We start from the raw sequence: 23351 nt of genomic DNA, 5'->3' as shown, positions 1-23351 counted from the left end.
CGATGCCGTGGCCATCAGTCCTCCGTACCCGACCTACTCCCCCGGCCCCGGAAGCGGAGCGCATCCGCACTGGTGGCAGCGCCGGTGGGTGCGCTACGGAGCGCTGATCACGCTGCTCGCGCTGTCCGGTCTGGTGATCCTCGCGCTGGTGCGCCGGCAGACCGGCACGGAGGGATTCCTGGTCGGGCTGGGCCTCGCCGTGCTGCCCGTGCCCTGGCTCATAGCCGCCTTCCGCTGGCTGGACCGGGTCGAACCGGGTCCCTGGCGGAATCTGGTCTTCGCGTTCGCCTGGGGCGCCTGCGCGGCTGCGCTGATCGCCATCGTCGCGAACAGTTTCGCCACGAAGTGGATCGCCACCTCGACCGCCGACCCCGCCAGTGCCGACACCCTCGGCGCGACCGTGATCGCGCCCATAGTGGAGGAGTCCGCCAAGGCCGCGTCCGTGCTGCTGGTGTTCCTCTTCCGCAGACGCGACTTCACCGGGATCGTCGACGGTGTGGTGATAGCCGGGGTCACCGCCACCGGGTTCGCGTTCACCGAGAACATCCTCTACCTGGGCACGGCCTTCGGGACCGACCAGCTCACCGGTGACAGCGGCATCGCCTCCGTCACCGCAGCCACCTTCTTCGTGCGCATCGTGATGTCCCCGTTCGCGCATCCCCTGTTCACCGTGCTCACCGGCATCGGCTTCGGGATCTCCGCGCTCTCCTCGGAACGGCAGCACGCCCGGCGCGTCCTGCTTCCGCTCGGCGGGCTGCTGCTCGCGATGAGCATGCACGCGTTCTGGAACGGCTCCTCGAGCTTCGGCGAGTTCGGGTTCTTCGCCGTCTACGGCGCCTTCATGCTGCCCGCCTTCGGGCTGCTGACGTGGCTCGCGATCTGGACGCGGCAGCGGGAGCTGCGCACCGTGCGGGAGGAGCTGCCGGCGTATGTGTACGCCGGGTGGCTGGGGCCGGCCGAGCCGTTCGTGCTCGGGTCGATGCGGGCGCGGCGGACGGCCCGGGACCACGCCCGCCGGCACTTCGGCGGGCGGCCAGCGGCCCGGGCCGTGGCGCAGTACGAGGCGTACGCCACCTCGCTGGCGTTCCTGCGGCACCGGGGGCGGCGGGGGCGGGCCGGGGCCGACTTCGTCGTACGGGAGCAGGAACTGCTCGCGGAGCTGTGGCAGCGCAGGGGCGTCGCCCGGCCCGCTCTGGAGTACGCGGCGAGGGTGTCCGCGCCGGCCCGGCCGTTGTACGCGGCGCCGGTGCCCCACTGGTACGGCCGGCCGGCGGCACCCCACCCCGCCCACAACCCGTATCGGTCCTAGCCGTACCGGTTGCGCGGAGTCCGCCGCCGCCGGCTCACGCCGTCACGGCTGAGCGTCGTCGCGGCGAAGGCCGGGAGATCAGGCGGAAGCCTCGGTCAGGCGGTCCACTTCCTCCTTGGCCAGCACCAGCTCCCCCACACCCAGCAGCGCCGGCAACTGCTCCACCGTCCGCGCCGACGCGATCGGGGCCGTCACCGTCGGCTGGGCGGCCAGCCAGGCGAGGGCGACCGTGGCGACGGGGGCCTCGTGGGCTGCGGCGATCTCGTCCAGGGCCGTGAGGACCTGCCGGCCGCGCTCGGACTCCAGGTGCTTGGCGGCCGAACCGGCGCGGGCGCTCTCGACCGCCGCACCGGGGCGGTACTTCCCGGTGAGGAACCCGGAGGCGAGAGCGAAGTACGGGACCGCCGCGAGGCCCTCACGGCCGGCGAGGTCCTGCAGCGGGCCCTCGTAGGTGTCGCGGGAGACCAGGTTGTAGTGGGGCTGGAGGGCGACGTACCGGGCCAGGCCCTCGCGGTCGGAGAAGTCCAGGGAGGCCTGGAGGCGCTCCGGCGAGATGTTCGAGGCGGCGATGTGCCGGACCTTGCCCGCCTTCACCAGCTCGTCGAGGGCGCCGATGATCTCCTCGACCGGCACCTCGGGCTTGTCGAAGTGGGTGTAGTAGAGGTCGATGTGGTCGGTGTCCAGGCGGCGCAGGGAGGCGTCGGCTGCCGCCTTGATGTTGGCCGCGCTCAGGCCCTGGTACTCGGGGTGCTGGCTGACCTTGGTCGCGATCACGACGTCGGAGCGGTTGCCTCGGGCCTTGACCCACTTGCCGATGATCGTCTCGGACTCCCCGCCCTTGTTGCCCTCGATCCACGCCGAGTAGGCGTCGGCGGTGTCGACGAAGTTGCCGCCGGCGGCCGTGTAGGCGTCGAGGACGGCGAAGGAGGTCTCCTCGTCGGCGGTCCAGCCGAAGACGTTGCCGCCGAGGGCGAGGGGGAAGACCTGGAGGTCGGAGGAGCCGAGTGTGCGCAGGGAAGCATGAGAGCCGTTCATGCTTCAGTTCAACGATCACTGCCGTCCCACCCATTCCGGAATTGCTGCGAACGGGATGTGAACAGGTGGGCCGGGGACCGGATGAGGGGTGGGTCAGGAACGGGCCCGCGGGCCGCTCAGGGGGTGAGGCCCTTGCCGCGCAGCCACGTCATCGGGTCGATGCCGGTGGCCTGGCCGCCCGGGTGGACCTCCAGGTGGAGGTGCGGGCCGGTGACGTTGCCGGTGGCACCGACACGGCCGATGACGTCGCCGGTGCTGACCTTCTGACCGACGGAGACACCGATCGAGGACTGGTGGCAGAACCACAGCTCGGTGCCGTCGTCCAGGGTGAGGACGGTGCGGTAGCCGTAGGCGCCGGCCCAGCCCGCCTGGGTGATGGTGCCGCTGTGGATGGCCTTGATGAGGGTGCCGGTGGGCGCGGCGAAGTCGAGGCCGGTGTGGTAGCCGGAGGACCACATCGATCCGGGCTGGCCGAAGGTGCCGGTGATCGTGTACGAGACGACCGGGAGCTTGTACTGCTTGGCCAGCTCGGCCAGGCGCTCTTCCTCGGCCTTCTTCTTGGCCGCGGCCTCGGCCTCCTTCTTGGCCTCGGCGGCCTTGGCCGAGGCGGCCTTCTGCGCCTTGGCGGCCGCGTCGGCGGCCTGCTTCTCGGCGGCGGCCGCCGCCACCGCGGTGGCCTTGATGTCGGCCTTGCTCTGCTGCTGCTCGGCCTGGGCCATGATGCGGTTGCGCAGGGCCTCGCCCGCGTCGCCCTGGTCGCTGTCGGCGTCGGTCGTGCCGACGTTGCTCAGCGAGGCCGTGGTGGCCTTGGACGCGTCGGAGGAGCCGCCGTCGAACAGGGAGCCGACAGAGTCCAGGTCGGGCATGGAGATGGAGACCGGCGGCTTGCCGGTGTGGGCGCTGGCCATGCCGCCCGCGCCGACGGCGGCGATGACACCGACGCCGAGGACCGTGGAGCTGCGGGCGAGTCCGCCGCCGCGCTGCTTCGCGACGCGGTGCCGACCGCGTACCGGCCGTATGGACTCCTCGGTGGGGTTCCACTCTTCCCAGGGGCCCTCGTCGGTGCGCTGAGCGCCGAAGTAACTGAACGTCTCGGTCTCGCTCGGCATGAACGGGGCTTCTGGGGCAGGCCGGTTGGACGCCACGAAGGCGCACTCCTTTCCTTCCTCCGCCTACCGGGTTAGCTGACGGGTTCGGAGCAGGAAGGTCTCCTACGCGCGTATACCTGCCGTGCTTCCACGGCGGCATCCGCGTGATTCACCCCAAGGTGGTGGTTCCCCGGTTCCCTTGCGGGATTCGGCGCGTGCGCACGGAGCCGCCTCTTGTGACGGCTGGGACGACCGCGCTGCGTTATCGAACGTTAATAGACCCGGACGTCAGATTCCAAGCCGTTCTGCTTGATCATTAACGGATTTCAGGGCGGACTTAGGCGTCACGACCGGTGGAAAACGGGCGAGTTGACCGACGTCCAGGAGTCTCGGCAGTTTTGATGGTGTCTCAGATGTTATGCGGAGGGCGTCCGTCCGATCACCGTGGGTGATACCGCAGGGTGTCAGGGTCGCCGTACGGCCAGCAGCGCCATGTCGTCCGCCATCCCGCCCCCGGAGTGCCGGCGCACCTCCGCGGCGAGGCGGCCGAGCAGGGAGCGAGGGTCCGGGAAGCGGCGTCCGGCGAGCCGGCGCAGCGGGTCGTAGAAGCGGCCGTGGACGTCGCGGGCCTCGGACAGGCCGTCCGTGTAGAGCAGCAGGGTGGCACCGCTCGGGAAGCCGGACTCGGTCGCGCGGTCGGGCCACCGGCCGAGATCCGCCATGCCGAGCGGCAGCGCGGGTTCGCGCACGGCCAGCGTGCGCAGGGTGCCGTCCTCGTGCAGCAGCAACGGTGGCGGGTGGCCGCGGTTGACGATCCGGACCACACCGTCGCCGTTGCCACCGTGCGGGAGTTCGGCGAGGACGGCGGTGGTGAAGCCCTCGAAGGCGTCGATCCCGTCCCGCCGGGTGCCCTCGCGGGCCAGCGCCCGCTCCAGCCGCGCGGCCACCGCCTCCAGCGTGGCCTCCTGCTCGGCGGCCTCCCGGAACGCCCCGATGACCACGGCGACGGCGGCGACCGCACCCATGCCCTTGCCGCGCACGTCCCCGACGACCAGCCGCACCCCGTGCGGGCTGTCCTGCACCGCGTACAGGTCACCGCCGATGAAGGCGTCCTCCTGCGCCGCCTCGTAGCGGGCCGCGATGTCGAAGCCGGCGATGCGGTCGTCCGGTTCGGGCAGGACGGCCCGCTGGGCGGCCTCGGCGATCTCCCGGGCGGAGGCGAGCCGCCGGTCGCCGAGGCGCAGGACACGGTTGATGGCGGCGGCCAGCACGGCGACCGTGGCCACGGTGACGACCTCGGTGATCGTGTGCACGTCCATGTCGGGATCGAACTGGGTGCGGACGACGACGGTGGCCGCCAGGGCGGCGAGGCCGGTGAGGAGCGTGGTGCGCAGCGAGGACAGGGGCGCGGCGATCAGCGGGGCGGCCGTGAAGAAGGGCACGGCGGTGAAGGCGCGCGGGGTGAGCAGGTCGTACCCGATCCCGGCGGCGATCAGGAGGGCGGGCAGGGCGCGGGCCAGGGCGCGCGGGGTGGGCGGGCGGACGCGGCGTCCGTCCGGTGGCAGGGGTGCGCGGTCCGCGCCCGGGCCTGGGTCCGGGGCGGGCTCACCCGGGAGTCGGCCGTCGGCCCAGGCGTACGGGCTCTCCTCCAGCTCACCAGGGCGCACTGCTCGTCTCCCGTGTCCTTGACCTGCGTCCAGCGTGGCTGGAGCGGAAAGGGCGGGCGACTGCTGTGGACCGAGCGGATGACCGACTGTGACGCATGCCACTCTGCGTTCCGCAGAGGGATGCCCTGCGTTCCGCCGGGGAACGCCGGGAAACACTCAGGGCCGGAATCCATTGCTGGATTCCGGCCCTGAGCCTTCAGTAGCGGGGACAGGATTTGAACCTGCGACCTCTGGGTTATGAGCCCAGCGAGCTACCGAGCTGCTCCACCCCGCGTCGTTGTGTCTCAAGCATACGCCATCCGCAGGACACGATGCACACAGGTATCCGCGAGGTGTCGCTCAGGACAGCAGGTGGGCGTTCGGCTCCTTCGCCAGGGCCTCGTACTCCGGCAGCACCACGGCCGCCACGCCCGCGCTCTGCAGCGCCCCGGTCCCGTCCGCCGCCGTCACGAAGGTGTCCGGCTCCCGCCAGGCCGTGACCACCCGCCGTACGCCCGCCCGCAGGATCAGCTCGGCGCAGGGGGCGGGGCGGGAGGCGCGGCGGGTGCAGGGCTCCAGGCTGCTGTAGACGGTGGCGCCGGGCAGCCGCGGGTCGGCGGGGTCGATCTTCGCGAGGGCCGCCTCCTCCGCGTGCACCACGGCGTCGCCGCCCTCGCGCGAGTGACCGCGGGCCAGCTCCGTTCCGTCGGCCGCGACCACCACGGCGCCGACGCTGAAGGCGGTCCGCGAGGGCGGGCACAGGGCGGCGAGTTCGCAGGCGGTGCGCAGCCAGTGGCGGTCGGCGGCGACGGGCTCCGGGCCGGTGCCGGGCGCGGTGGGCTCGTAGTGCATGAGGACGACGTCCTCGATCCGGCGGGTCTCGGTGAGGCGGAGCCGGCCGCCCTGGTACGCCCCCGGGCCGAACAGGCGCGGAGCCGCCGGGTCGCCGACGAACAGCGGGGCGAGGACCAGCTGGACCTCGTCGGCGAGGCCCTGCTGGAGCAGCTGGGTGTGGACGGTGCCGCCGCCCTCGACCATCAGGCGCCGCACCCCGCGCACGTCGTGCAGATGCTCCAGCAGGGCGCGCCAGTCGAGGCCGGGGCCGAGGGGGACCACGTCGGCGGTCCGGCCGAGGGCGCGGGCGGCCCGCTCGGCGCCCTCGTCCGTCGTGTACACGACCTTCTCGCCGCCGGTGTGCCAGAAGTTGGCGGCCGGGTCGAGGTCGCCGGAGGCGGTGACGGTGACCTTCAGGGGGTATTCGGGCCGGCCGTCGGCGGTGCGGGCCGCCCTTCGCGCGGGTGAGTTCACCAGCAGGCGCGGGTTGTCGGCGCGGATGGTGCCGGCGCCGATCAGGATGGCGTCGACCGAGGCCCGTACCTCGTCGACCCGGTCGAAGTCGGCCGGGCTGGAGAGCAGGAGCCGGTCGGGGCCGGTGTCGTCCAGGTAGCCGTCGAGGGACACGGCGGCGGACAGCAGGACGTACGGGTACGGCATCGGCGCGGTCTCCCTGGCGAACGGTCACGAGCTGCGATCTTGGTTCAAGTTTGAAACAAACTTACACTGGCGGTATGACGACCCGCTGGCTCACTCCGGAGGAGCAGCGCGCCTGGCGCGCGTACCTCGCCGCCGCCCGGCTCCTGGACGACGCGATCGACCGGAACCTCCAGCAGGACGCCGGCATGCCACACCTGTTCTACTCCGTCCTGGCCAACCTCTCCGAGGCGCCCGACCGGCGGCTGCGCATGACGGACCTCGCGGAGACCCTGAAGATCACCCGCAGCCGGCTCACGTACGTGGTGACCAGGCTGGAGCGGGACGGGCTGGTGCGGCGCGAGGACTGCAGCTGGGACAAGCGGAGCAGCATCGCGGTGCTGACCGACGAGGGGATGGCCGTCCTGGAGCGTACGGCGCCCGGGCACGTCGAGACGGTCCGCGCGACCCTGTTCGACCGGCTCACGCCGGAGCAGGTGAGGCAGATGGAGGAGATCTTCACGAGTGTCGCGCGCGGGCTGCAGGGCGACGAGGCCCAGGCCGGGGCCGACGACGTCCCCTGGCGGCGCCGGTCGTCCTGTTCCGGCTCCTGAGTCGCGCCCGTCGCCCGGAAAGTAATTGCTTTAAGTTTGAAACATGGGTTAGGGTCCCTTCGAATCACTGCTTCAAAACTGAAGCAACTGCCTCGCCTCGGAGGGATCCGCATGCCCGACACCCCCGCCGCCACGCAGCGCGCCCGCGTCCGGGTACCGCTGCGCTTCCAGGACGGTTACCGCGTCGACGCCGAACTCGTCACCTTCCACGGCCTGGCCGACGGTCAGGAGCACGTCGCCGTCGTTCTCGGCGACCCCGGCCCGGTGCCCCTGGTGCGCCTGCACTCCGAGTGCCTGACCGGAGACGTCTTCGGCTCGGCCCGCTGCGACTGCGGTCCCCAGCTGCGCGAGGCGGTCGAGCGGATCGCCGAGCGCGGGGGCGTCCTGCTCTACCTCCGCCAGGAGGGGCGCGGCATCGGCCTCTACAACAAGCTCGACGCGTACGCCCTCCAGGACCAGGGCCTCGACACCTACGAGGCGAACGCCGCGCTCGGCCTCCCGGAGGACGCGCGCGACTACACGGCCGCCGCGCAGATGCTGCGCGCCCTCGGCATCGGGGAGCTGGACCTCCTGTCCAACAACCCCGACAAGGCGGAGCAGCTGCGCTCGCTCGGTGTCGTCGTCCGGGACCGGGTGCCGACCGGCGTCTTCACCACGGCCCACAACGTCCGGTACCTGCGCGCGAAGGTCCTGCAGACCCAGCACACGCTGCCGCTCGGGGAGCTGACGGAACTGAGCGTGGGCTGAACCCCGGTCCGGCCCCGGAACGACCGGGACCGGACCGAAGGAGTGCCCGGCGGCTACCGGCCCCGGCCACCCGCGCCGACGGGAACGGCCAGCAGAACCAGGCCCGAACCCAGCACGGCCAGCCCGCCCCAGGAGACGGCCGGCAGGCGCTCGCCGAGGACGGTGACGCCCAGGACCGCGGCCACGGCGGGCTCGGCCAGCGTCAGCGAGGTGGCCATCGACGCCGGGGTGCGGCGCAGCCCGTGCCCGAAGAGCCGGTAGGCCAGGCAGACGGTGAACACGGCGAGGTACACCGCGACCGCCGCGCCCCGGGTGGTGGCGAGCCACCCCGTGCCGGCGAACACGACGAGCGGCAGGACGAGCAGCCCGGCCGCGCCGAACAGCAGACCCATCACCGCGTCGGACGGGTGCCCGCGGGTGATGAGCCCGCCGCCGATCGACGCGTAGACGGCGTACGACAGTCCGGCGCACGCGGCGAGGACGACGCCCGTCGGATCGATCGGCGCGGCACGGCCGGTCAGCCCGGGCCCCAGCACCAGCAGGGTGCAGCCGAGTACCGCGGCCACGGTGGCGCCGGTCCAGCGTGCGGTCGGCCGGGCCCGTCCGGTGATCCAGGTCAGCAGGCCGGCGAAGACCGGCGCGCTGCCCAGCGCGATCACGGTGGCCACGGCCACGCCGGTCCGGGCCACCGCCGGATAGAAGGTGACCGGATAACCCGCCACCGCGAGCGCGCCGAGGACGAGCAGCCGTCGCTCGGCGCGCGTACAGGCGGCGGGCAGCGAGCGGGCGCCGCGCGAGACGAGGAACAGCAGGACGCCGCCGAGGGCCAGCCCGGCACCGCCGATGGCGGCCGCCGGCGCGCCGGCGGGCGCCAAGGAAGCGGCGGTCCCGGTCGTGCCCCACAGCAGGGCCGAGGTCAGGATGGGAGCGGGGCCGGCGAGAAGGCCCGCGCGAGAAGGACGCGGGCCGGCGGTGGCCGGGCGCGCGGGATTCAGAGGGGTGGTGCGGTTCGGCACGGTCGTGAACTTCCGTCGTCGAATGTCGTCCGGGACTGGATCCGAAACGGGCGCACGACAGGCCCCTCGCCGCCCTGCGGGTCGGCCGGGGTCAGGAGTAGAACCGTCGGTGTCTGCGCCCGGTCAGGCGCAGAGCGGCGGCAGAACGACGTGCCAGTAGGAGTTCACCCCGCGATGGTACCCGCGCCGACCGCGGAGCCGGCGATCGTGCGGGGGCCGCCTCGGCCCCCGTAGGCGTCGGCGCCGGGGCTCTGAAAGCCGGCACTGTCCAGGGCGGCAGCAGCGACGTAAACTCATCGCAAAGGCACCTGATCGAGGGTGTGGTGCACATGAGCCATACTCACAACCTCGTGAGGCCGCTCGAGCATGTGACGGCCTCGTACCGTTCCGCGCGGCCACGGCCTGCGCGCAAGGTGGCCGCCACGGAGAGAGCCGACCAGCTCGCCGCGTGGGTCGCCCTCAGCCTGGACGAGCCATCGGCCCTCAAGAGCCTCCAGGACGAAGCGGCGGAACTGCGCGACGCCCCTCAGCTGGCCGCAGTGCTTCCGCGGGTCGCCTCAGGAGCGATGGCACTCATGGGCGCCGAGTTCGGGAACATCCAGTTCGTGGACCCGAGCGACGACTCGCTCGTCCTGGTCACCCAGTCCGGCTTCGGTCACGAGTTCCTCGACCACTTCGCGGTCGTCCATGACGACCACTCCGTCTGCGGACGGGCCGCCCGGCAAGGCACCCAGACGGTCGCGGCGGACGTGCGCGACGACCCGGCCTTCGCACCCCACCAGAAGATCTTTCATGCCGCGGGTGTCCGCTCGGTCCTGTCCACGCCGCTGGTCGACCACACCGGGCAGCTGATCGGCATCATCTCGACCCACACGTCACAGCCCGGCCGGCCGCCCGAACAGGACCTCCGCATCATGGGGCTCTACGCGCAGCTGGCAGGGGAGGTCATCGCACGGCGACTGGGTGTCGACGGCCGGCCGGGCGCCCTCCCCCACAACGGCACCACCCTCGATCAGCGCATATCCCTCCTCGGGACGAACGGGACCACCAACGGGAGCACCAACGGGACCACGAGCAGGACAACACGGTGGGCGTACCGGGTGGACGAGCCCTGCGGATCCGACGGGTGTCGCACCTACGGCATCCACCCCAACCAGTGGCGCGGAAGGATCACCACCCACAGCCCGGGCCAGGACGCCGAGTACGCCGCGACCCTCGTCGCCGGTGAGCTGATGGCCGAGTGGGACATCAACGGCGGCCGGGACGCGAGGCCCGTCCACATCCACGTCTGGCACAACTGGGAGGGCGCCCGCCGGGACGCGGCCTTCACCATGGCCGTCAGCCCGACGTAGCCGGCCGGGGCTCGGCGCTGTGGCGGAACTCGCCTGCCAGGCAAGGCTGGAAGCCTCACGAGCAAGGCGTTCGGAAACGACTCAGCGCCCGGGCCGGCCGAAGCCGATCCGGGCGCTGCGTGGCAGGTCGGAGGGGATCAACCCTCCCCCCGCAGCCGTAGGCCCTGTGGGACTCGAACCCACAACCAATGGATTAAAAGTCCACTGCTCTGCCAATTGAGCTAAGGGCCCAGGCGATGTTGCCTGTCCGAGCATAGCCGGACGAGGCCGTGTCGCCGATCGGGTATCGAGGACGCGGCCGCGTCAGGAGGGTGAAGGTTACTTTTCGACCAGTTCGGGGGACCGGGTGCGGGCCGGATCGAGGAACCAGTGGCGGGCCGAGGCCAGCCACCACGTGGCGGCGAAGCCCAGGACGACCAGGACGGCGACCGGGGCGTAGTTGAAGGTCTTCCAGGTGACCGGGGAGACCTGAGGGAGCATGAAGAGGATCGTGATCACCGCGACCCAGGTGACGGACACGATGCCGATCGGGACCGACCATCGGCCCAGGTGCCAGGGGCCGCGCTCGAAGGCCTCGCCCTTGCGCACCCGCAGCAGGGTCGGGATGACGTAGGCGATGTAGAGGCCGATCACCGCGATCGAGGTCACCGCCGTGTACGCCGTGGAGTTGATGAGGTAGGGCAGGCCGAGGACGAGGGCGCCGAGCGCGGCCAGCCAGACCGCGGCCACGGGGGTGCGGGTGCGGGGGCTGACCGTGTGCCAGATGTGCGAGAAAGGCAACGCGCCATCACGCGAGAAGGCGTAGATCATACGGCTGTTGGCGGTGACCGAGGCCATCCCGCAGAAGAGCTGTGCACCGATCACGACCAGCAGCAACAGCTTGCCGGTCGTCGCTCCCAGGGCGTCCAGGAGGATCTGGGCGGGGGGTGCGCCGGTCGGGGACGCCAGCTCCTTGTCGTAGGACTGGATGGCGAAGGTGAAGCCGAGCAGGAGGACGAAGCCGGCTATCCACGACGTCCAGATCGAGCGGACGATGCCCTTCGGGCCCGCCGTGGACGCGTCGTGGGTCTCCTCCGTCATGTGCGCGGAGGCGTCGTAACCCGTGAAGGTGTACTGGGCCATGAGGAGGCCCAGCAGGACCACGTAGAGACCGCTGCCCCAGCCCGTCCCGTTGACGAACTTCGTGAAGACGAAGGACGCCGACTGGTGGTGGTCGGGGACGAGGGCCAGGGCGCCGACGATCACCGCGACTCCCAGGACGTGCCACCAGACGCTCACGCTGTTCAGGAACGCGACGATGCGGACGCCGAAGGTGTTCAGCAGGCCGTGCAGCAGCAGGATGGCCGCGAACAGCAGCACCGTGCGGCCGGGAGTCACGACGAAGTCGAACTGGAGGTTCAGATAGGCGCCGAGGAAGGACGCCGCTCCGAAGTCGATACCCGCCGTCACGGCCACCTGGCCCAGCACGTTGAACCAGCCCGTGAACCACGCCCAGGCCGCCGCCGAGCGCGGGGGCGCGAGGCGGTGGGCCCAGAAGTACAGGCCCGCCGAAGTCGGATAGGCGGAGCAGATCTCGGCCATCGAGAGGCCCACGAACAGGGTCATCAGGCCGACCGCCACCCAGCCCCAGGTGATCACCGCGGGACCGCCGGTGACCATGCCGAAGAGGTAGAGGGTGAGACAGCCGGACAGGACCGAGATGATCGTGAAGGACACGGCGTAGTTCGAGAACGCCGACATGCGGCGGGCGAGGACCTGGGTGTAGCCGAGCTGGGCCAGACGTTCCTCGTCCGACAGCCCGGCCGCTCCCGTGCTCGCTCTTGCGTCATCTGTCATGTCCCCAGCGATTCCCCCTCGGGCGGCGTGACATGCGCCACACCCGTATCGCTCTAGCGTGGATTCGGGGTCCGCGGCCTCCGAAGCCGACCCCCGTCGTCGCGAGGCCGCGGATTCCCTGGTCACACCGGGCACCACCAGGCACGGACATGCCCCTTCCCGTGCTCCCCCCCGCGCCTCCCCCTCGGAGGCCGGGCCTCGGCATGCACGGAAACCGCCGCTCACGGCCGCAGACGTCAGGAAGTACGGATGAACACACGCGTGGATCTGCTCACCAAGGAATTCCCGCCCGCCGTCTACGGCGGAGCCGGTGTGCACGTCACGGAACTCGCCCGGCAGCTGCGCACCCTGGTGGACCTGCGGGTGCGCTGCTTCGGCGAGCCGCGCCCGGAGCCGGGGGTGTCCGCGTACCGGGAACCGCATCTGGTGGACGGCGCCAACCCCGTACTGCGCACCCTCGCCACGAACATCGAGATGGGCGCCGGCTGCGAGGGGGCCGACCTGGTGCACAGCCACACCTGGTACGCGAACTCCGCGGGCCAGCTGGCCCGGACGCTGTACGGCATCCCGCATGTGGTGACCACGCACAGCCTCGAACCCCTGCGGCCGTGGAAGGCGGAGCAGCTGGGGGGCGGCTACCGGCTGTCCTCACTGGTGGAACGCACCGCCGTGACGACGGCTGACGCGGTGATCGCCGTGTCTCACGGCATGCGCGAGGACGTGCTGCGCGTGTATCCGGACGTCGACCCGGGGCGGGTCCACGTCGTGCACAACGGCATCGACACCGAGGTGCACCGGCCGGACCCGGGAACGGCCGCGCTGGAGCGGTACGGCATCGATCCGGACCGGCCGATCGTGCTCTTCGTGGGGCGGGTGACCCGGCAGAAGGGGCTGCCCCATCTGCTGCGTGCCGCCTTCGAGTTGGACCCCGCGGCCCAGCTGGTGCTGTGCTGCGGGCAGCCGGACACCCCGGAGATCGCGGCGGAGACTGCCGCGCTGGTCGACGAGTTGCGGCTGAGCAGAGGGGGTGTCGTGCGCATCGACGGCATGCTCGATGCGGTCTCGCTGCGGCAACTGCTCACCCATGCGTGTGTGTTCGTGTGTCCTTCACTGTACGAGCCGATGGGCATCGTCAATCTGGAGGCGATGGCCTGCGGCACGGCCGTGGTGGCCACGGCCACCGGGGGGATACCGGAGGTGGTGGACGACGGGGTGACCGGTCTGCTGGTGCCGGTCGAGCAGGAGCGGGACGGTACGGGTACGCCGCTGGATCCCAAGCGGTTCGCGTCCGAGTTCGCCGCTGCGGTGAACCGGTTGCTCGGGGAGCCGGAGCGGGCGCGGGCGATGGGGGAGGCGGGGCGGGTACGGGCCCGGGAGCGGTTCTCCTGGCGGGCGGCGGCGGAGAGGGTGTTGGACGTCTATCGGGGGGTGCTGGTCTGAGGGGGCGGTGCGGGTGGGTGGGCCCCGGGCACCCGGCCTCCGGCCGGGTCTGTCTTCCCACCCGCACCACCCGTGCGGCAATCGTCGTCGGGTGCGGGTGGCCCCGGTGGGGCGGACTCGCCGCCGGCGGGTGCGGGTGGGGGGCGCTAGCGCGCGGTCAGCCCACCGTCGCCGGGCACGGTTGGCGGGCCACCATCGCGCGGTCAGCCCACCGTCGCCGAGCGCGAGCGGCCGGGCAACCTCGTGCGGTCGACTCGCCGTCGCCGAGCGTGGGTGGCGGGACGCCGTCGTGCGATCGACTCGCCGTCGCCAAGCACGGGTGGCGGGACGCCGTCGTGCGGTCAGCTCGCCGTCGCCGAGCACGGGTGGCGGGACGCCGTCGAGCGGTCAGCCCACCCTCGCCGGGCGCGAGCGGCCGGGCAACCTCGTGCGGTCGACTTGCTGTCGCCGAGCGTGGGTGGCGGGACGCCGTCGTGCGGTCGGCTCGCCGTCGCCAAGCGTGGGTGGCGGGACGCCGTCGTGCGGTCAGCTCGCCGTCGCCGAGCGCGGATGGCCGGGCGCACTCGTGCAACGAACTCGCCCTCGCCGAACACGGGCGACCGGGCAGCCTCATGCGGTCAGCTCGCCATCACCGAGCGCGGGCGGCCGGACAGCCTCCTGCACTGAACCAGCCCTCGCCGGGCACGGCGAGCAGCGCTCTCATGCAGCGAAATCGCCGTCGCCGAACGCGGATGGCCGAGCGACCTCGTGCAACGAACTTGCCCGCGCCGAGCGCGGTGAGCAGCACCCACAAGCGGTGAACTCACCGTCGCCGAGCGCGGGCAGCCGGGCAGACTCCTGCAACGAATCGTCGCCGGAGGGCCCGAGGGCAGCGCCCTCATGCAGTGAACTCGTCATCGCCGAGCGCGAGCGGTCGGGCAGATTTCTGCGACGAACCCTGATCGCCAGGCCCGGGGTGGCCTGCTTGGGGTGGGGTGTGGGGGGATCAGGTGTCGTGCAGGGTGTGGAGTACCGCCGGGGCTCGGGTCTCGATGAGGATCTGGCAGGACAGGCCGAGCACCAGTACCGCTTCCAGGAGGAGCGTGGGCAGGTCTGCGCCGGCCGCGCCGAAGAGGGTGAAGACCGCGCCGAGGGCGAGCCGGGACCAGGCGCGCAGGTCGCCCCGTACGCCCACGTTGGTCAGGTGGATGCCGCCCACCCCGAGCAGGAACACGGCCATGCCGAAGCACAGCACCGGACCGCCGGCCAGGGCCGCGTGACCGTGGCCGCGGGCGTTGGCCGCCTGCGCGGCGAGCAGTCCGCCGACGCCGGTCACGGTGATGCCGCCGTGCACGAAGACGTGACCGTAGACGTACGCCTGGCCGGTCAGCCGCCACTTGCGCAGCGGTGAGGCGTCGACGTGGTCGAAGACGAGCCACCACTGGCAGGCGGCGATCAGGAAGGAGCCCGCCACCACGGCGAGGGTCTGGGGCCGCAGACCGCTGGCGGCTATCCCGGTGGCGTTGAGGGCCACGACCTCGCCGAGCACGATGATGGTGAACAGGCCGAACCGCTCCGGGATGTGCGAGGCGTTGAACGGCACCCGGGCCACCGCGGAGGCGGACAGGATGGGGGTCAGAAGCTCCGCCAGCAGGCCCGCGGCCCACAGCGCGTAGCAGTAGGGGACCGGCAGCAGAGCCGACGCTCCCCAGACCGCGGCGCCGAGACCGTAGCCCTGGAGGAAGCGGCGGGTCAGGGTGCGGGCCCGGGGCACGTGGTAGTGGGCCCGCAGGTAGAGCCCCAGCAGGATCAGGCGGACGAGGAAATAGCCGAGGGCGAAGCGCTTCGCCCCCGCGGTGCCCGCGAAGGCCTGGGGCACGGCCACCGACACCGACAGGACCGACATCATCGCGATGATCATGATGAGCCGGTAGATCCGGTCGTCGTTGTCGAAGCGGTCGGCATAGAAGGAGTAGCCGACCCAGGCCCACCAGATCGGGACGAACAGCGCCCCGAAGCGCAGCACCCCCGCCCAGGTCGGGGCGTGCAGCAGGACCTGGGTCAGCTCCGCGACGGCCACCACGAAGACCAGGTCGAAGAACAGCTCCAGGGGCGAGGCGGCCCGGTGGTGCCCCTCCTCCGGCACCCTGAGCCGCACCCGCCCCCGGTGCAGATGCACCTTGCCGGTGTACGTGCCGCGCGCCACACCCGCCTCCGGCGCACCCGCAGCCCCCCGCACGCCGATCAACCCCCGGCGACCTGGGTATGGGCGTCGTCGTGGTAGCCCTTGATCTCGGTGATCAGGCCGTCGTCGCCGACCCGGAAGGTGTCGATGCCGCGGTCCTCGACGACCCCGCCGTCCTTCTTGTGGGCGGTGATGTGGAAGGTGAACGCGGCCTCGTCCCCGGTGATCACCAGGTCGGTGACGCGGAACTCCACGCGGTCGATCACCTCGAAGACGCCGTCGAAGAAGGCGGTCACCGCGGCCCGGCCACGGTTGGCGGGACCGCCGACCGGCTCGTACTGGACCACGTCCGCGGCGAGCAGGGCGGCGAACCGCTCCCGGTCCTGCTTCGTGAAACTCTCCGCGTACCCCTCGACGGCGGCGCGGATCTGCTGCTGCTCTGGCATGACACTTCTCCGTACGTGGTTGCGTGGGTACGTGGGTGTGGGGGGCGCCGGGCTCAGCCGGCCGCCTCGATCTCGCGCACGAAGGCGGCCATGAACTCCCCTGTCACCTGTGGGTGCTTGGCCGTGATCAGGTCGCCGTCGATCACCAGGTCCGCGGTGCCGTTGCCCGCGTAGACGATCTCGGCGCCGGCGTTCTCCACATCGCAGACGATGTTGTGGGCGCAGGTCACCCTGCGGCCGGCCAGCAGGGCGCGGTCGGCGCACAGCAGCCACAGCGAGTGGCAGATGGTGCCCACCTTGAGGCCCGGTGCGGCCATCGCGGCGCGCAGGAACTCCACGGCGGGCGCCTTGTTGCGGCTGCCCGGCCCCGGCACCTCGACCTGGTAGCGCAGCCGGTCCATGGCGTACGCGCCGATCAGGATCACGCCCGCGTAGTCGGCCAGGTCCAGCGAGCCCACCTCGAGGGTGACGGTGACGTGCTCCTCGACATAGCCGTTGTCGGGGTTGCTGCCGAAGGTCAGCGAGGGCTGGCCCCACAGGTGGGAGACGTAGTCGACGGCGTAGCCCTGCGCGGGGAAGTACGCGTTGAAGTCGCGGAACTCCGACGGGTCGAAGTGCTCCTCGATCAGGACCGCGATCCGGCCCTTGGGCGCCGGCACCGGTTCACGCTCCCAGGCCGAGCGGGCCGAGCAGCTGGCGCGGGTCGAAGAAGGCGTGGACCTCCTTGATGCGCCCCTCCTCGATCCGGAAGATGTTCGCGCCGCGGACCGTGATGTGCTCGCCGGTGGGCGCCGCCCCCATGAACACACCGTCGTGGGTGCCGGTGATGGTGAAGGACGCGGCGACCTTGTCCCCCTGCTCCAGCAGCTCGTCGATGGTGAAGACACGGTCCGGGAAACCGCCGTACCAGCGCAGCGCGAACTCCTTGTACGCCGGCAGGCCGTGGATGCCGTCCGGGGAGATCGGGTTGTCGAACACCACGTCGGGGGCGAGGATCTCGTCCGCGATCTTCAGATCGCCCGGGGCGGTCAGGAACTGCTCGTAGTACGTCCGGACGAGCTTGGAGCCCTCGTCGGAAAGTTCGGCCATGGGTCAACTCCTTTGGCTTCATGGGGTTACCGGGTCCGGACCGCCCGCGTCAGCGCCGGCGGTCCGGACCCGGCCGGGTGGTCCGGGCGTCCGCTCAGGCGTCCGCGAGGAACCACTCGGCGGCGCGCTCGCCGATGACATAGCAGGTCAGGTTGGGGTTGGCGCTGACGTGCGTGGGCATCACGGAGGCGTCGACCACGCTCAGGTTGTCGAGACCGTGCACCCGCAGCCGCTGGTCCACGACCGCGCTCTCGTCGCTGCTCGGGCCCATCTTCGTGGTGCCGACCGGGTGCCACAGAGTGGCCGAGTTCTCCCGGATGTACTGCAGCAGCAGGGCGTCGTCGCTCACCTGGCGCTGCGTCAGCTTCTCGGACAGGCCGCTGGAGAGGTCGCGGATCTGCTTGGAGTTGGCGATGTCCCAGGCCTGCCGGACCCCGTCCAGGGCGATCCTGCGGTCGGCGTCGGTGCCGTAGGAGTTGAGGAAGATGTCCGGCTGCACCGTGGGGTCGGCGCTGCCGAGCGAGACCCGGCCGCGGCACTCCGGCTTCTGCAGCACGCTCATCACGCTGATCGGCCGGTGGGTGACCTCGACATAGCGGCTGACGAAGTACATCTGCATGTCGTTGAAGTTCTGCGAGCCCGGGTTGGTGTACCGCACCAGGACCTGGACGTCCGGGTCGTCCGGGTCGGTGACGCCCTCCCTGGGCAGCAGGCCCACCGTGATCTGCTGGTGCTCGATCAGGTTCTCGCCGACGTTCGGCTGGTCGAGGACCACCTCGATACCGAGGGCGCGCAGCTGCTCCTTCGGGCCGACGCCGGAACGCAGCAGGATCGCGGGCGAGTTGAGGGCACCGGCGGAGAGCGTGACGTGGTCGGCGCTGATCCTCTCCAGCCGGCCGCCGGTCTCCACCTCGACACCGACCGCCCTGGTGCCCTCGAAGAGCACCCGGTGCACGGTCGCGCCCGAGCGGATGGTGAGGTTCTTCCGCCCGCGGGCCTCGGTGAGGTAGGCGACGGCGGTGGAGACCCGCAGGTCGCCGCGGCGGTTCATGGGGATCATGCCGACACCGGTGGACTCCGGGTCGTTGTGGTCCTCGACGTAGCCGAAGCCCTGGTCGATGCAGGCCTCCAGATAGGCGGCCTGGAACGGCACCAGCTGGTCCCGGGTGTGCCGGACGATCGGGGTGGGGCCGCCCTTGCCGTGGAACGGGCCGTCGAAGTCCTGGTCGTCCTCGATCCGGCGGAAGTACGGGAGGAGTTCGTTCCACGACCACGAGTCGTTGCCCAGCTGGGCCCACTCGTCGTAGTCCGCCGGGATGCCGCGCAGCGCGATGGCGCCGTTGACGGCCGAGCAGCCGCCGGCCACCTTGCCGCGGGCGTACGTCAGCGAACGGCCCGGCACGGCCTCGGCGGTGTAGCCCCAGTCGTGCTCCTCCACGGACACGGTCCGCGCGTTCGTGATGTCGCCGGGGATCTGGGAGATGTCCGCCCAGTCGGGTCCGGCTTCGAGGAGCAGGACGTTGACGCCGGTGTCCTCGGTGAGCCGGCTCGCGAGCACGGCACCCGAAGAGCCCGCGCCGACGACTATGTGGTCATACTTCATGGGTTCTCCCTCTCCGAACCGCTACCGGGGTCCGGGGTCACAGACCCGGGAACTCATCGGTCTCGATCCAGGTCTCGATGGCCTGCTTCTCGGCGAGATCGACGTACTCGTACCGGACTCCCAGGAGGTCGGGCTCCGTGATGATCCAGCCCGGGGTGGCGCCCTCCGCGCTGCGGGAGGCCGCTTCGACGGCGATCCCCTCGGCCTGGAGTGCCTCGAGCCGGCCCTCCATGTCCGGCTCCCAGAGCCCGAGGTAGAGGATCCGGCCCTCGTTGGCGGACGAGAAGATTCCCTCGTCCCCGTCGGACTCGATCAACTCGTAGTACGGCGGGCCCTGTTTCGAGAAGGCCACATGCACGACCTGCTCGTGCGGGTGCGGATCCTCGAGTCGCGGATTCGTCACGTGCGCGGGCTTGGTGAATTCGAGCCCGTGTATCCGCGAGTAGTATTCGATCGCCGCCTCCAGATCGGGCACGACCACACCGATGTGGAAGTAGGGCTGCTCGCTCATCTCCGCTCCCTGAATTTCCGGTTCACCCGTCTACCGGGTCGTACGCGTCGAGCTGCGGCGGCTGCGCGAGGTACGTCAGCATTTCCGGGACGATTTCCTTGAGGTATTCCTTGGCGCTGTGCTCGGCGAGCGCCGCGTCGTCCACGTACTGCTCGACGACCAGATACCGGCGGGGCGTGGTCCGGTGGCGTACGAACTCGAACACCGGAGTGCCGGGCTCGTTCTCCCTGACCTGCTTCACCAGGAGCTTGAGCACCCTCTCGAAGGGCTCCTCACTGCCCTCGGCGACGTCCAGGACGGTGGTGCAGGTGATCACTGGTCCTCCAGTCTGCTCGGCCGGCGGGGCGTCAGTGCAGCGGCGGCAGCAGGATGTCGGCGGTCTCGTCCTGGATCTTGGCCTCGGCCTCGGGGTACCCGAACAGCTCGGTGCCCACCGGGCCGAACAGGGCGTGGCCCTCGGCGGCGCGGGTGTCGAACCACATCGACATCTCCTTGCCGACCTCGTCGCCGAACAGGTGGTTGACCATCGCGAGGGTGCCCGCGTTGATCGACGCGGCACCGGCGGTGGTCCAGATGCGGTCCTCCGGCGCGCCGAGCCACATCCGGCGCGGCTCCACGACGTTGGCGCCCTCCTCCTTGAGCCGGCGGGAGATGGGCGGGCTGCAGGTCACCGGGGTCTTGCCGAGGATTCCGGCGCGCTGCAGGATGCCGACGCCGACGCAGTTGGCGCCGATGAACTTGCCGTTGACGTGGTGGTGCCGGATCGTGTCGAGGATCCGCTCGTTCTTGGTGGCGACACCGGAGCCGCGGCCACCCGGGATGTACAGCACGTCGTAGAGGTCGTCGTCCCGGAGCACGGCGTGCGGCTCGACCTTCGCGCCCATCTGCATGGTGACCGGACCCTCTTCCAGGGCCACCAGCTTGACCTCGATGTCCTCGCCGGTCGTTTCCTTCAGATAGACCGCGACACCGATCAGGATCTCCCAGGGAATGATGGTGTCCGACTCGCTGCAGCGGTCGTACGCGAGCACCCCGATGCTTTTGATCTCAGTCATGAAATCCCTCTCCGCTCCACTCCGGATTACCGGTCCGCGGCATTCACCCAATGTCCCGGCGCTGCACGGAATTTCCGGTCTCTGGTGGCGAAGCTAGCGCGCCCGGGAATATCCTCAGAGCCTCCCGCGGCTACTTCCTGAACTCGGCGGCGCTTTCCGACGCGCCTGGTTCGCGGCCGCGTCGGTACGGTGGCCGGAGCCGCGGCGAGGGCCGTCGTACCGACGCGCATCAGGCCGAGTTCACGAAGTCCATCCGGGTTTCTGGCCGCCCGCACGCGGGCCGGGAAGCCTGGCGCCATGACTTCTGAGAGCTCTGAGCTGCTGACTCGGCCGGCCGGCGAGAGCCGGCGGGCACGGCGGAGCACGCGCACGGCGGGTCGCTTCGCAGGCATCGTCGTGGGCAACTTCCTGGTCCTGCTCGACGCCTCCATCCTGAACGTGGCGGTGCCGGACCTGCGCGACGATCTGCACGCCTCGGCGAGTGCGCTGCCGTGGACGGTGGACGCGTACACCGTGGTGTTCGCGGGCCTGATGCTGGCCGCCGGTTCCATCGCGGACCGCTGGGGACCGCGCCGGATCTACCGTGCGGCCCTGATCTCGTTCGGTGTCGTCTCGGCGCTGTGCGCGGCGGCGAACTCCGCGGGGCTGCTGATCGCCGGACGTGCGCTGCTGGGCGTCGCCGCGGCGGGGCTGGTGCCCGCCTCGCTCGCCCTGCTCGCCGGGCTGTATCCGGACCCCGCCAAACGCTCCCGCGCCGTGGGTGCCTGGGCGGCGATCAGCGCGCTCGGTCTGGTCTCGGGCCCCGTGCTGGGCGGCGCCCTGGTGGCCCTCGGCGGCTGGCAGCTGGTCTTCCTCGTCAACCCGCCGATCGCGCTGATCACCGTGGTCCTGGCGCGGAACCTGTCGGCCGACCGGCCCGCCACCCACCGGCCGATCGACTACCCGGGCCTGCTGCTGTCCGTCGTCGGCCTGGGCTCACTCACCTTCGGCCTGGTCGACGGCGGCACCGACGGCTGGGCGCGTGCCGTGCCGGTGGCGGCCATCGCGATCGCGGTGCTGGCCTTCGTCGCGCTCGCCTTCGTGGAACGCCGTGCCCAGGACCCGGCGCTGCCCCCGGCGCTGCTCTCGCTGTCCCGGGTGCGGGCCGACCTGGTGGCAGGTTCCGCCGCCTCGTTCGCCTTCTACGGGCTGCTGTTCGCGATGACCCAGTGGATGGTCGAGGAACGGCAGATGTCGGCGCTCCGGACCGGGCTCGCGTTCCTGCCCATGACGCTGCCGCTCGCGGTGCTGCCGTTCTTCACCGGCCGCCTGGTCGCGAAGATCGGCACCCGGCCGCTGATCCTCTTCGGTCTCTCCGCCGGTGCCCTCTCCGGCCTGATCCTCTCCTTCTCGGGGACCGAGACCCCCCTCGCGCTCCTCGTCGCTGCCCAGCTCGCTCTCGCCCTGTGCGCCACCACGTCGATCCCGGCCTCGACCGCCGACATGGCGACGGCCGCGCCGCAGCAGTTCGCCGCCACCGCCCAGGGAGCGCTGAACGCCTCCCGCCAGGCCGGCTCCGCGCTGGGCGTCGCCGTACTCGGAACGCTGGTCTCGATGCACCGGATCGGCCTCGCCGTCCTCGTGCTCGGCCTCGGCTCGCTGCTCCTGGTGGGCCTGCTCAGCCGGGCGAGGGCCACGCAGGACGCCTGAACGACCGGGCGGCACACGCCCCTTCCCCTCAGCTGACCCACCCGATGAAAGGAAGCGAGCCATGACCACCGCCCAGGACGAGCCCGTCAAGGTCCCGGTCCGGCACAACGTCGCCTGGATCCGCTCCGCGCTCCAGACGGCGATCGAGCTGGAGCACTCCACCCTGCCCATCTACACCTCGGCGATGCTCTCGCTGGAGGTGCAGAACTTCACCAGCTACAACACGATCCGCAGCGTGCTGATGGAGGAGATGGTGCACATGTCCATCGCCGCCAACATGCTCGCCGCGATCGGCGGCCGGCCCAGGATCAAGGACCTCGACCCGAAGTTCCCCTCGCACGGCCTGCCCGGCGGTGTGGAGCCGGACCTGCACATCGGGCTCGCCCGGCTCTCCAAGCCGCAGCTGCGCAACTTCATGCGGCTGGAGTCCCCGCTCTTCCTGTTGCCGGAGGAGTACGGCCACGAGGACTTCCCGACCATCGGCAAGCTCTACGCCCAGATCAAGGACGCCATCGTCGCCAACGCCGCGGAACTGCGCGCCGCCGTGCAGGGTGGCGGGGTGGCCAACCAGGTGGGCGACAACATCGGCTTCAAGACCATCGTGCCGACGCCGGGGGTCGACCCGGTGGACCAGTTGCTCGAGGGCATCGACGAGATCCTGCAGCAGGGGGAGGGCGCGACCAGCGGGACGATCCGGACCGGCGCCGCCTACCAGCACGAGGAGTCCCACTACGGGAAGTTCGCGGAGCTCTGGTACGGGCGCACCTACCGTGAGCCCGAGCCGGCGGTCGAGCTGACCCCCGAGACCGAGGCCGTGCACTTCCAGGGCGCGAAGATCGACTGGCCGTCGGTGATCAACACCCTCGCGGTCCCGGCGGACGGCTACGACAAGCTGCTGGCCGAGGACCCGGACGGCAAGGAGATCACGGAGGCGCTGCTCGTCTTCGACCAGGACTACACCGACATGATGGCCCACCTCGACGCGATGTGGAACGGCGATCCCGAGCAGCAGTGGCCGACCTTCGGCGAGGCGGTCCACAACATGATGAAGCTGCGGGTGTTCTCCTCCTTCACCTTCATGCAGCGCCAGATCCCGCCCGCGCTCATCGACGACCTGCCGCGCCTGTACCCGGCCGAGTTCGGCTTCCTGCACAACTACACCGACCTCGACCGGCCGGTGTTCTACGGCCCCCGTTTCCGCAACCTCGCCGCTCCCCAGGCCTGACGTCCCCCTCAGGAGA

21 protein-coding genes, 2 tRNA genes and 1 riboswitch are annotated in these 23351 nt (G+C 71.1%); of the genes, 7 read left to right on the top strand and 16 right to left on the bottom strand.

The genetic code is table 11. The annotated features are described in order from the left end of the window. The first annotated feature begins 7 nt into the window (after positions 1–7). Positions 8–1309 carry a PrsW family intramembrane metalloprotease gene (locus AC07DS_RS41790; protein WP_479153969.1) on the top strand — a complete coding sequence of 434 codons (1302 nt, stop codon included), beginning with the start codon at positions 8–10 and terminating at the stop codon, positions 1307–1309. Positions 1310–1387: 78 nt separating this feature from the next. Here the strand turns inward: AC07DS_RS41790 and AC07DS_RS41785 are convergent, their stop codons facing one another. The 5 genes from AC07DS_RS41785 to AC07DS_RS41765 all read right to left on the bottom strand — a co-directional run bounded on the left by AC07DS_RS41785 (position 1388) and on the right by AC07DS_RS41765 (position 6572). Beyond that, entirely contained in the window at positions 1388–2344 is a 957-nt protein-coding gene (locus AC07DS_RS41785; protein WP_479153968.1) for an aldo/keto reductase, read from the bottom strand. A 116-nt stretch (positions 2345–2460) separates the two neighbouring features. Beyond that, the gene (locus AC07DS_RS41780) at positions 2461–3489 is read right to left on the bottom strand and encodes a M23 family metallopeptidase (protein ID WP_479153967.1); all 1029 of its coding nucleotides are present in this window, start codon (positions 3487–3489) and stop codon (positions 2461–2463) included. A gap of 9 nt (positions 3490–3498) precedes the next feature. After that, positions 3499–3656, bottom strand: a riboswitch (cyclic di-AMP (ydaO/yuaA leader). Between the two features lie 240 nt (positions 3657–3896). After that, complete coding sequence (locus tag AC07DS_RS41775; protein ID WP_479153966.1) at positions 3897–5099, bottom strand: PP2C family protein-serine/threonine phosphatase; 1203 nt, start codon at positions 5097–5099, stop codon at positions 3897–3899. Positions 5100–5299: 200 nt separating this feature from the next. After that, a tRNA-Met gene (locus tag AC07DS_RS41770) sits at positions 5300–5373 on the bottom strand. A gap of 65 nt (positions 5374–5438) precedes the next feature. Further along, the gene (locus AC07DS_RS41765; RefSeq protein ID WP_479153965.1) at positions 5439–6572 is read right to left on the bottom strand and encodes a dihydrofolate reductase family protein; all 1134 of its coding nucleotides are present in this window, start codon (positions 6570–6572) and stop codon (positions 5439–5441) included. Between the two features lie 74 nt (positions 6573–6646). Here AC07DS_RS41765 and AC07DS_RS41760 point away from each other — a divergent pair, with 74 nt between their 5' ends. After that, entirely contained in the window at positions 6647–7162 is a 516-nt protein-coding gene (locus AC07DS_RS41760) for a MarR family winged helix-turn-helix transcriptional regulator (protein WP_479153964.1), read from the top strand. Between the two features lie 111 nt (positions 7163–7273). Next, positions 7274–7909: a GTP cyclohydrolase II gene (locus AC07DS_RS41755; protein ID WP_479153963.1), complete on the top strand. Its 636-nt coding sequence runs from the start codon at positions 7274–7276 to the stop codon at positions 7907–7909. Positions 7910–7962: 53 nt separating this feature from the next. Here AC07DS_RS41755 and AC07DS_RS41750 read toward each other — a convergent pair whose 3' ends face one another. Further along, positions 7963–8925 (bottom strand): EamA family transporter, encoded by a 963-nt coding sequence (locus tag AC07DS_RS41750; protein ID WP_479153962.1) that lies wholly within the window; start codon positions 8923–8925, stop codon positions 7963–7965. A 329-nt stretch (positions 8926–9254) separates the two neighbouring features. Between AC07DS_RS41750 and AC07DS_RS41745 the strand changes: the two genes are divergently transcribed. Next, positions 9255–10277, top strand: coding sequence for a GAF domain-containing protein (locus tag AC07DS_RS41745; RefSeq protein ID WP_479153961.1), 1023 nt, complete (start codon positions 9255–9257; stop codon positions 10275–10277). Positions 10278–10435: 158 nt separating this feature from the next. Here AC07DS_RS41745 and AC07DS_RS41740 read toward each other — a convergent pair. Together AC07DS_RS41740 and AC07DS_RS41735 are read right to left on the bottom strand one after the other, a co-directional pair. Next, a tRNA-Lys gene (locus AC07DS_RS41740) sits at positions 10436–10508 on the bottom strand. Positions 10509–10595: 87 nt separating this feature from the next. Continuing rightward, entirely contained in the window at positions 10596–12113 is a 1518-nt protein-coding gene (locus tag AC07DS_RS41735) for an amino acid permease (RefSeq protein WP_479153960.1), read from the bottom strand. Between the two features lie 249 nt (positions 12114–12362). Between AC07DS_RS41735 and glgA the strand changes: the two genes are divergently transcribed. Further along, positions 12363–13553, top strand: a complete 1191-nt coding sequence (gene glgA, locus AC07DS_RS41730; protein WP_479153959.1) for a glycogen synthase — start codon at positions 12363–12365, stop codon at positions 13551–13553. A gap of 985 nt (positions 13554–14538) precedes the next feature. Here glgA and AC07DS_RS41725 read toward each other — a convergent pair. The 8 genes from AC07DS_RS41725 to AC07DS_RS41690 form a co-directional block, all read right to left on the bottom strand. Then, positions 14539–15738 (bottom strand): low temperature requirement protein A, encoded by a 1200-nt coding sequence (locus AC07DS_RS41725; protein ID WP_479153958.1) that lies wholly within the window; start codon positions 15736–15738, stop codon positions 14539–14541. 38 nt (positions 15739–15776) lie between these two features. Beyond that, a complete protein-coding gene (locus tag AC07DS_RS41720; protein ID WP_479153957.1) occupies positions 15777–16163 on the bottom strand; it encodes a nuclear transport factor 2 family protein in 387 nt (128 codons plus the stop codon). 53 nt (positions 16164–16216) lie between these two features. Then, positions 16217–16822: a DJ-1/PfpI family protein gene (locus AC07DS_RS41715; RefSeq protein WP_479153956.1), complete on the bottom strand. Its 606-nt coding sequence runs from the start codon at positions 16820–16822 to the stop codon at positions 16217–16219. Positions 16823–16826: 4 nt separating this feature from the next. Continuing rightward, positions 16827–17252: an ester cyclase gene (locus AC07DS_RS41710; RefSeq protein ID WP_479153955.1), complete on the bottom strand. Its 426-nt coding sequence runs from the start codon at positions 17250–17252 to the stop codon at positions 16827–16829. 94 nt (positions 17253–17346) lie between these two features. Then, complete coding sequence (locus tag AC07DS_RS41705; protein ID WP_479153954.1) at positions 17347–18855, bottom strand: GMC family oxidoreductase; 1509 nt, start codon at positions 18853–18855, stop codon at positions 17347–17349. A 37-nt stretch (positions 18856–18892) separates the two neighbouring features. Continuing rightward, complete coding sequence (locus AC07DS_RS41700; protein WP_479153953.1) at positions 18893–19366, bottom strand: VOC family protein; 474 nt, start codon at positions 19364–19366, stop codon at positions 18893–18895. A 22-nt stretch (positions 19367–19388) separates the two neighbouring features. After that, on the bottom strand, positions 19389–19682 hold the full coding sequence (locus AC07DS_RS41695; protein ID WP_479153952.1) for a putative quinol monooxygenase: 294 nt from the start codon (positions 19680–19682) through the stop codon (positions 19389–19391). A gap of 31 nt (positions 19683–19713) precedes the next feature. Next, on the bottom strand, positions 19714–20421 hold the full coding sequence (locus tag AC07DS_RS41690; protein WP_145885135.1) for a DJ-1/PfpI family protein: 708 nt from the start codon (positions 20419–20421) through the stop codon (positions 19714–19716). A gap of 297 nt (positions 20422–20718) precedes the next feature. On the opposite strand from AC07DS_RS41690, the gene AC07DS_RS41685 reads away from it, so the two are divergent. Together AC07DS_RS41685 and AC07DS_RS41680 are read left to right on the top strand one after the other, a co-directional pair. Continuing rightward, positions 20719–22110 carry an MFS transporter gene (locus AC07DS_RS41685; protein ID WP_479153951.1) on the top strand — a complete coding sequence of 464 codons (1392 nt, stop codon included), beginning with the start codon at positions 20719–20721 and terminating at the stop codon, positions 22108–22110. 61 nt (positions 22111–22171) lie between these two features. Next, complete coding sequence (locus AC07DS_RS41680) at positions 22172–23335, top strand: ferritin-like domain-containing protein (protein WP_479153950.1); 1164 nt, start codon at positions 22172–22174, stop codon at positions 23333–23335. Positions 23336–23351 lie beyond the last annotated feature (16 nt).

It is taken from the genome of Streptomyces sp. NPDC044064 (assembly GCF_056434245.1).
Note: the sequence above shows the minus strand (reverse complement) of the source record. Positions and strands in the feature narration are given on the sequence as shown.

Excerpts from the sequence above, each read along its gene's own strand:
- AC07DS_RS41785 (WP_479153968.1), bottom strand. The coding sequence starts at position 2,344 with ATGAACGGCTCTCATGCTTCCCTGCGCACACTCGGCTCCTCCGACCTC.
- AC07DS_RS41765 (WP_479153965.1), bottom strand. The coding sequence starts at position 6,572 with ATGCCGTACCCGTACGTCCTGCTGTCCGCCGCCGTGTCCCTCGACGGC.
- AC07DS_RS41760 (WP_479153964.1), top strand. The coding sequence starts at position 6,647 with ATGACGACCCGCTGGCTCACTCCGGAGGAGCAGCGCGCCTGGCGCGCG.
- AC07DS_RS41755 (WP_479153963.1), top strand. The coding sequence starts at position 7,274 with ATGCCCGACACCCCCGCCGCCACGCAGCGCGCCCGCGTCCGGGTACCG.
- AC07DS_RS41745 (WP_479153961.1), top strand. The coding sequence starts at position 9,255 with ATGAGCCATACTCACAACCTCGTGAGGCCGCTCGAGCATGTGACGGCC.
- AC07DS_RS41735 (WP_479153960.1), bottom strand. The coding sequence starts at position 12,113 with ATGACAGATGACGCAAGAGCGAGCACGGGAGCGGCCGGGCTGTCGGAC.
- glgA (WP_479153959.1), top strand. The coding sequence starts at position 12,363 with ATGAACACACGCGTGGATCTGCTCACCAAGGAATTCCCGCCCGCCGTC.
- AC07DS_RS41720 (WP_479153957.1), bottom strand. The coding sequence starts at position 16,163 with ATGCCAGAGCAGCAGCAGATCCGCGCCGCCGTCGAGGGGTACGCGGAG.
- AC07DS_RS41710 (WP_479153955.1), bottom strand. The coding sequence starts at position 17,252 with ATGGCCGAACTTTCCGACGAGGGCTCCAAGCTCGTCCGGACGTACTAC.
- AC07DS_RS41705 (WP_479153954.1), bottom strand. The coding sequence starts at position 18,855 with ATGAAGTATGACCACATAGTCGTCGGCGCGGGCTCTTCGGGTGCCGTG.
- AC07DS_RS41700 (WP_479153953.1), bottom strand. The coding sequence starts at position 19,366 with ATGAGCGAGCAGCCCTACTTCCACATCGGTGTGGTCGTGCCCGATCTG.
- AC07DS_RS41690 (WP_145885135.1), bottom strand. The coding sequence starts at position 20,421 with ATGACTGAGATCAAAAGCATCGGGGTGCTCGCGTACGACCGCTGCAGC.
- AC07DS_RS41685 (WP_479153951.1), top strand. The coding sequence starts at position 20,719 with ATGACTTCTGAGAGCTCTGAGCTGCTGACTCGGCCGGCCGGCGAGAGC.
- AC07DS_RS41680 (WP_479153950.1), top strand. The coding sequence starts at position 22,172 with ATGACCACCGCCCAGGACGAGCCCGTCAAGGTCCCGGTCCGGCACAAC.